Origin of the sequence: Streptomyces torulosus (genome assembly GCF_001419765.1) — a bacterium.
Classification (GTDB): domain Bacteria; phylum Actinomycetota; class Actinomycetes; order Streptomycetales; family Streptomycetaceae; genus Streptomyces; species Streptomyces torulosus.
On the sequence record NZ_LIRK01000574.1, the window covers coordinates 1 to 6,343 of the forward strand.

General features: G+C 71.3%; 5 protein-coding genes. 2 read left to right on the forward strand and 3 right to left on the reverse strand.

All coding sequences use genetic code 11. The annotated features are described in order from the left end of the window. Positions 1-86 precede the first annotated feature (86 nt). Positions 87-1,718 carry a M4 family metallopeptidase gene (locus AOK23_RS33740; RefSeq protein WP_055716340.1) on the forward strand — a complete coding sequence of 544 codons (1,632 nt, stop codon included), beginning with the start codon at positions 87-89 and terminating at the stop codon, positions 1,716-1,718. A gap of 163 nt (positions 1,719-1,881) precedes the next feature. On the opposite strand, the gene AOK23_RS33745 is transcribed toward AOK23_RS33740, so the two are convergent. The 3 genes from AOK23_RS33745 to AOK23_RS33755 form a co-directional block, all read right to left on the reverse strand. Further along, positions 1,882-2,757: a S1 family peptidase gene (locus AOK23_RS33745; protein ID WP_055716341.1), complete on the reverse strand. Its 876-nt coding sequence runs from the start codon at positions 2,755-2,757 to the stop codon at positions 1,882-1,884. A gap of 129 nt (positions 2,758-2,886) precedes the next feature. Beyond that, on the reverse strand, positions 2,887-3,420 hold the full coding sequence (locus tag AOK23_RS33750) for a DoxX family protein (RefSeq protein ID WP_055716342.1): 534 nt from the start codon (positions 3,418-3,420) through the stop codon (positions 2,887-2,889). A gap of 619 nt (positions 3,421-4,039) precedes the next feature. Further along, the gene (locus AOK23_RS33755) at positions 4,040-5,293 is read right to left on the reverse strand and encodes a hypothetical protein (protein WP_055716343.1); all 1,254 of its coding nucleotides are present in this window, start codon (positions 5,291-5,293) and stop codon (positions 4,040-4,042) included. 296 nt (positions 5,294-5,589) lie between these two features. Between AOK23_RS33755 and AOK23_RS33760 the strand changes: the two genes are divergently transcribed. Further along, positions 5,590-6,343, forward strand: a 754-nt coding sequence (locus AOK23_RS33760; protein WP_055716344.1) for a DUF4429 domain-containing protein, incomplete at its 3' end; no start/stop codon positions are given.

The following is a 6,343-nucleotide window of genomic DNA, read 5'->3' on the forward strand; positions in this document are numbered from 1 at the left end:
GTGCCCCCTCATGTGTGCCACCCCCCGGCGCCCACCGCCACTGGCGCTTCCCCTGCGGCGCCATCTCCAGGAGACAGAAGACACTGATGAGTTGGATTCGGCAGCACGTCCGAGGTTCCCGTCGCGCCACCGCCGGCTTAGCGACCACAGCCACACTTCTGGCCGGCGTACTCTCCCCGGCCGCCGACGCGGCGGACAGGCCGAGCCGTGCCGCCGCCCTCGACAATGCGGCGACGGCCCTCGCCGACCGGGCCGCGTCGCTGGGCCTCACCTCCGCGCAGGACACCTCCGTGCGTGACGTGATCGTGGACAAGGACGGCGCCCAGCACGTTCGCTACGACCGTACGTACCGGCAACTCCCTGTGCTCGGCGGCGACTTCGTCGTACACATGGCGCCCGACGGTACCTACCGCAGCGCTGACCGGGCGGCGAGGGTGGAGATCTCGCTGCCGAACACCACACCGAAGGTGTCGGCCCCCAGGGCGGCCGACCTCGGCGTGAACGCCCTGCGCGCGGCCAACCCGGGCGACGCGCTGAAGCAGGTGAAGGCCAAGCCCGAACTCGTCGTCGACGCCCTGCGCGGTGCCCCGAGACTGGCCTGGCGTACGGAGGCCACCGGGCTGGACTCGCTCGGCAACCCGGTCGCCCGCACGTTGCTGACCGATGCACGCACCGGTGCCCGTATCGACGCCTGGGACACCATGGAGTCGGCCACCGGCGACGGCAAGTCCCTGTACAGCGGCACGGTCACGCTGGAGACGACCCTCTCGGGATCGGCCTACCAGCTCAAGGACCCGACGCGCGGCAACACCTACACCGCTGATGCGGCCGACAAGACGGACGCGTGCAGTGGCGACACCTGCAACGGCCGCCTCTTCACGGACGACGACAACCATTGGGGCACGGGCACGACCGCCGACCGTTCGACGGTCGCCGTCGACGCCCAGTACGGCAGCGACATGACCTGGGACTACTACAAGGACGTCCACGGCCGCAACGGCATCGGCAACGACGGCAAGGGCTCGTACAACCGCGTCCACTACGGCACCAAACTCTCCAACGCCTTCTGGAACGACGGCTGCTTCTGCATGACCTACGGCGACGGTAACGGCACCCACTTCGGGCCGATGGTCGGGTTGGACGTGGCCGCCCACGAGATGTCCCACGGCGTGACCTCGAGAACGGCCAGGCTGGTCTACTCGGGCGAGTCCGGCGGCCTGAACGAGGCGACGTCCGACATCTTCGGGACGCTGGTGGAGTTCTACGCGGGGAACGCCCAGGACATCGGCGACTATCTGATCGGTGAGAAGGTCGTGCGCTCCGGGCTGGGGCGGGATGCCCTGCGCTACATGGACAAGCCGAGCAAGGACGGCAGTTCCGTGGACTACTGGAGCAGTTCGGTCGGCAACATCAGCGTCCACCACTCGTCCGGCGTCGCCAACCACTTCGCCTACCTCCTCGCGGAGGGCAGCGGCACCAAGACGATCAACGGGGTCACCTATGACTCCCCGACGTACAACCGCTCGACCGTCACCGGGATAGGCCGCGTCAAGCTCGGCGCGATCTGGTACCGCGCCCTGACCGTCTACATGACGTCCTCGACGAACTACGCCGGAGCGAGGACGGCCACCCTCAACGCGGCCCGCGACCTCTACGGCGCGGGCAGCACGGAGTACAACGCGGTGGCGGCGGCCTGGAGCGCGGTCAACGTGAACTGAGCGCCACCCGACGCCGGACACGTCACGCGGCCGCTCCGGTCCCGGACCCCGCTCCGGACCCCGCTCCGGACCCCGGTCCGGGACCGGAGCGGCCGTCAGCGCCCTACGGCCGCGGGGCGGTGTCGCCTCACCGAGGGCCGGAACGGGCTGATCCGGCGGAGCCCTACGGCTTCGGCAGAGTGCAGCCGGCGGCGCTCAGGTCCAGCTGGTTGCCGGTCGTGAAGCAGGCCGAGATCCGGTAGGTCTGCGCGGCGTAGTTGATGCCCTTGCGGACGGTGATGTTGCCGCTCTGGTCCACCTCGCAGGGGTTGTTCAACGTGCAGGACGCGCCGTTCTCGTTGCCGGTGTTGTGGACCGCGACGACCTCACCGGTGGAGCGGTCGATCACCGGCGAGCCGGAGGTGCCGCCGATGGTCTGGCAGGCGGGGCTGTAGCGGACCGAATCCTTCCAGGTCCACTTGCCCTCCTTGAGGCGGTGCGGGAACCCGTCGACGGTGCAGTCCAGGAGCTTCTTCCAGGCGCCGGACGCCACCGTGATGGCGGTCCCGGCGGTCGGGGGCGTGTCCCGCAGGGTCAGCGCGGACACCCCGTACGAGCTCTTGATCGCCGCATAGGTGGTGGTGAGCTCGTAGATCGCCACATCCGTGTCGGTCATCGTCCCGTACGCGAGCTTGGCCGCCTTAAGCGTGGCGACCTGGGTGCCCGAGGAGCCGAGCAGGTTGAACGGTCGGTTGGCCGGCCGGTTGGTGATGACCACGCCCGGGTCCAGCAGGCTGCTGCAGTGGCCGTTGGAGAGCACCAGCGCCGGGTCGGTGTCCGCGGAGTCGGGGAAACGGACGACCGAGCCGGAGCAGTTGCTGAGCGCCACGGTCCCGGCGAGGCTGACGGCCTGGAGCGTCGGCTCGGCCGCCTTGGTCACGGGCTGGGCGGTCGCGGGCCGGGCGGTCGCGGGCTGGGCGCCAGGTGCCGCGACCGCGGGCGTCGCGACCGCTCCGGCGAAGGCCAGAGCGAAGATCGCGGCACCGAGAGGCTTTCTCACGTGGGGGTCCCCTCTTGCGAAAGGGCGGCCGGAAACCTTCCGGCCGCCCACAGTTTTGTCATGCGCATTGTTGGCGCAGGGATGCAAGAGATCAAGGACCGTATTTCAGCCGCGAGGACAGCGCGCGGGTCAGCGGTAGCTGCCGGCTCGGTGCCTGTTGCGTCGGGAGCGGAAGGCGGCGTCCACGGAGAGGATGGGGGCGCCGGCGAGGATCAGGGGGATCCAGGCCATGAGGTAGGGGAGGTCGTTGCCGTAGTAGTACGGGCTGGACGACCAGCTGACCGTCAGCCACAGGCTGAGGGAGATGAGGGCGCCGCCCAGGGCGGCCAGGCGGGCGAGGAGACCGATGAGGGTGCCGATCCCCACGGCCAGTTCACCGATGGCGATGGCGTAGCCGAAGCCGACGGGGTTCTTCAGGGCCATGTCGATCATCGCGGGGATGGCTGAGGCATCGCGGGCGGCGCTCATCATGTCGCCGATCGAGCCGGAGCCGGACGCGGCCATGAACGCGCTGTCGGTGAGTTTGTCCAGGCCGGCGTAGATGAAGGTGACGCCCAGGAAGACGCGCAGGGGCAGAAGTGCGTAGCGGGTGGCCGCGTCTCGCCAGTCGTGGCCGCCGTCGAGGTAGGGGGTGTGGGAGTCCGTGCGAGTACCGTGAGTCATCAGTCTGCGCCGCCTCTTGTCCGCCGTGCCGTTGACCCCTCAACAGACGATACGTTCGGAGGGGTAGGGGCGCTCAATGGTGCGGCACTCTTTTTCCGTCTTGGGTGGTCTCGTCCCGAGGGTCTGCCTACGGCCCATCGCCGCCACGCCCTCGCTTCCGCCGCGCCCCCGCTTGCGGCCCACTCGCCTCGCCTTGGCAGGGAGTCACCCAGAGGCCGGAGCCGTCACAGACACCCAGAGACTGCGCCCCCTGTCTTCGCCTCTCGAGGGCGCCTCCGCCGCAGCCCTCGGCCCTGGGCCCTCGTCCCGGACGCACCCGGCACCCCCAACGAAGCACTCACCCGGCAGCCCCATGACACGCCCACCCGACCCGGCAGCCACAAGGCTGCCCCCTCACCCGGGCGGCCAGAAGACAGACCCACCCAAGCGGCCGCGAGGCTGCTGGCCCGCCCACCCGGCTGACGCATCCGGCTCACGCACCTGGCTCACGCAGCCGGCTCACGCACCCGGTCGGACGCATCCGGCTGACGTTCCTCGTCCGCGACGGCCCGCGCGAGCGCGGCCACGGCGGAAGCCGCTGCCCCACTCATCGGCTACAGGACCGCCCCCTCGCCCCGGGTCAGTCGGCGGAGACCTCGATGGCGTAGCGGTTGGTCTCGACTCCGGCCGCGGTGACGACCTGGACGTCGACCGTGCCGGGTTCGACGTCGGCGGGGACCGGCACGGTGAGGACCGCGTCGGTGGGGTTGCTGAAGCCGCCGGCGACGGGGACGAGGGGGACGTGGACATGGACTGGGCCGATACGGACGACCATGCGGGACAGGCGGTCGGCGGTCTGCGCGCCGGGCGGGACGAAGCCGGCGCCGCGGATCTCGATGTCGTCGCCGTTGCGGATGGGCGCGTCGAGGTCGCCGGCCTCGCGGGCGCGGACGACGGAGAGGATGACGGGGCGGCCGCCCTCGGCGTACTTGCCGGCGACGTAGGTGGCTGCGGAGACGAGGACGAGGAGGGCGAGGCCCCAGGGGAGGTCGGGGAGCTGGTCGGGGCGGCGGGCCAGCCGTACCGCCGCGAAGACCAGGGCGACGGCGCAGATGGTCACGTACTGGATGTCGGTGAAGCTGCCCCGGCCGGCGTCGTCGGTGAGGAGGTCGGCGGCACGGGGGCGATGGGCGCGGACCTTCTGGAGGCGCTGGCCGAGGACGCGGAGGCCGACGACGCGGCGCACCAGGACGGCGATGCCGCAGACCACGGCGAGGACGGTGACGATGCCGGCGCCGCGGGCGAGTTCGAAGCCGGCGATGAGGGCGTCGCGTTCGCGGTGGTCGGAGGCGGCGGCCAGGCGGCCGACCAGGACGAGGACGCAGAAGACGACGAAGAGGACCCAGCTCGCGGCGATCGCGCGGGACGTGGAGAGGCGGTTGTCCTCGCCGATGACCGGGGCGAGGGCGCCGCCGCGCGCACGGTGCAGATATCCGGCGCCGGTGAGCGCCGCGGCGACGAGCAGGGCGGCGATCAGGCCGGCGGTGCGGGCGACGGTCCAGCCCGCGCCGATCGCGGTGAGCGCCTGGACGAGGAGCAGGGTGACGACTCCGGCCCAGACGACGATCGCCGTGCGCAGCCAGAGCCGGCCGAGCCAGGCCTCGCCCTCGACGCGGCCACGTTCGGCGACGACGGCGGCGGACTGGGTGAGCTCGTCGGAGACCCACTGGCGGGAGGCCGACGCGGAGTGGGCGACAGCGGCGGGCAGGCCCTGTCCGGCGGCGAACTCCTCGCGTTTCAGCAGGAACTCGGCGACCGCGCGCCGGTGTCCCGTGCGCGCCCCGTGCGGGCAGTCCCCGCACGTGCATCCGCCGTCATGGGCAGCCGAGCCCATGCCCCCTCTGGCCTCCTGCACCGCCACGCCCGAGCCCGCCTTCCCGCGCCGCGCACGCCTCTGCGTGCGCTGTCCTCGGCATTCGCCGTCACCGTCATCGACGCCATCACCGCCCCCGCGGGGCGCCGTCCGTACAGCCGCTCACTACCACAGCCGTGCGGCCGGACACGTGCCCCGCGATGACAGCGAATTGTGCCGTACGGAAGGCGGGCCGTGCCCGGCAGGGGCGTCGCATGCAAGGAGAGCGCGGGGTGAAGTTCGGGTCGTCATGTTGACCCGGCTGCGAGAATCTCCCTATGGCCGAGATCATCCAGCGGGACGGGTCCTGGGCCTTCGACGGAAGCACGGTCCGGATCACGCCGGGACCGCACCGTTCCGTGGCGCTGTTCCGGCAGACGTACGGGGAGGTCGCGGTTCCGCTGGAAGCGGTGTCGGGTGTTGTCTACGAGCCCGAACGCAGGCGGGGCCGGCTGCGGTTGCGGCTCCGTGAGGGCAGTGATCCGCTGCTCCAGGCCACCGGTGGGCGGCTGCCGGACGAGGCCGACCCCTATCGGCTGACGGTCGACCTCGACCGGTCGGGTGTCGCCGAGTACGTGGCCGAGGAGATACGGCAGGCCCTGCTGCTCGAACAGATCCCGAAGGAGCCCGCCACGGCGTATCTCCTGCCGGGGCCTCCGGTGCCGGTGTCGGTACGGTCCAGCGACGGCACCGTGTCCTTCGACGGCACGCAGGTCAGGATCGACTGGAACGACACGTCCGACCGGGTCAAGCGGGCGACCGGGCCGCGGATCATCGCCATCGGCGATCTGGCGCAGGTGGAATGGTTGCCGAACTCCGGTTACGAGGACGGGTTCCTGCGGTTCGTGACCCACGAGACGGTGTTCTCCAAGCTGCCGCCCGAGAAGGACCCGTACGCCCTCGACCTGTGGGGCAGCGCCCGCCGTGATCTGCTGACGGCGCTGGTCGCCACGGCCGTCACCGCGCGGCTCCCGCACCCGTCGACCAGAGCGGACGGGCACACGGACCGCCCCCGGCCGGTCGACGCCGCGG